This is a genomic window from Mesorhizobium sp. WSM4849, assembly GCF_055811385.1.
Genome location: NZ_JBVVPW010000105.1, coordinates 1 through 803, shown reverse-complemented (window position 1 = coordinate 803; position 803 = coordinate 1). Strand labels below are relative to the sequence as shown.

General features: G+C 66.0%; 2 protein-coding genes. One reads left to right on the top strand and one right to left on the bottom strand.

Going from position 1 to position 803, the window contains the following annotated elements:
• A partial coding sequence (locus AC0L3L_RS36395) for a hypothetical protein (RefSeq protein ID WP_473642197.1) occupies positions 1-249 on the top strand: 249 nt, incomplete at its 5' end.
• An 84-nt stretch (positions 250-333) separates the two neighbouring features.
• Here AC0L3L_RS36395 and AC0L3L_RS36390 read toward each other — a convergent pair.
• The gene (locus tag AC0L3L_RS36390; protein WP_473642195.1) at positions 334-786 is read right to left on the bottom strand and encodes a hypothetical protein; all 453 of its coding nucleotides are present in this window, start codon (positions 784-786) and stop codon (positions 334-336) included.
• Between the last annotated feature and the right edge of the window lie 17 nt (positions 787-803).

Sequence of the window (803 nt, the reverse complement as noted above, 5' to 3'; positions counted from 1 at the left end):
GACCTCGGCGATCCGGGTCACCCCGATCACCGCAAGCCCTACGTCCAGAACTACATCGCCAGTCAAGGTCGGCGAAAGGTTGAGGCCAATGCGCTGGTTCGCGATCTGCGTGGTTCGCGTGCGTTGGTCGAGGCGGCGATCAACCGCTACATCCCGGCAAGCTGGCCCGCTGAGCACGAAGCGCGGCTGGCTCCGCATCGACAGGCTGCCCGCGATGCGTTCGCGGCGCTGATCGCGGTCAGGTCATGACTCAGGCAATCTCGATCTCGCCGGCAGGACCTTCGCCACCGTTGCCGAATCCGGCGTTAACATTGCCGCCATTGCCCGCCGTTGTCAGCGCGCGACGCTGCCGCTGCCGCTGCCGCTGACGCTGCCGCTGCCGTCAATGCTGCCGCTGCCACCGATGCTGCCGGTGGCGCTGCCGCCGATGCTGCCGCTGCCGTCAATGCTGCCGGTGCCGCTGCCGTCAATGCTGCCGCTGCCGTCAATGCTGCCGGTGCCGCTGCCGTCAATGCTGCCGCTGCCGTCAATGCTGCCGGTGCCGCCGACGCTGCCGGTGCCGTGGTCGCCGACGCTGCCGCTGCCGGCGATGGTGTCCCTACTAGCTGTGCCTGTCGGATGGCCCTCGCCATTGGTGAGCGGCGGGCACAAGCGACATTGCTTCCCCGCCGAGATCTGGCGCTCAATCGCCTGCGCAAATGCTGGAACGGTCGCCGTTGAGCCGAAAAATGCACTTGAAATCAGCACCATACCGGTGCCGGCGAGGAGATGATGGATGGTTTTCATTGTGTTGCTCCCTAAGA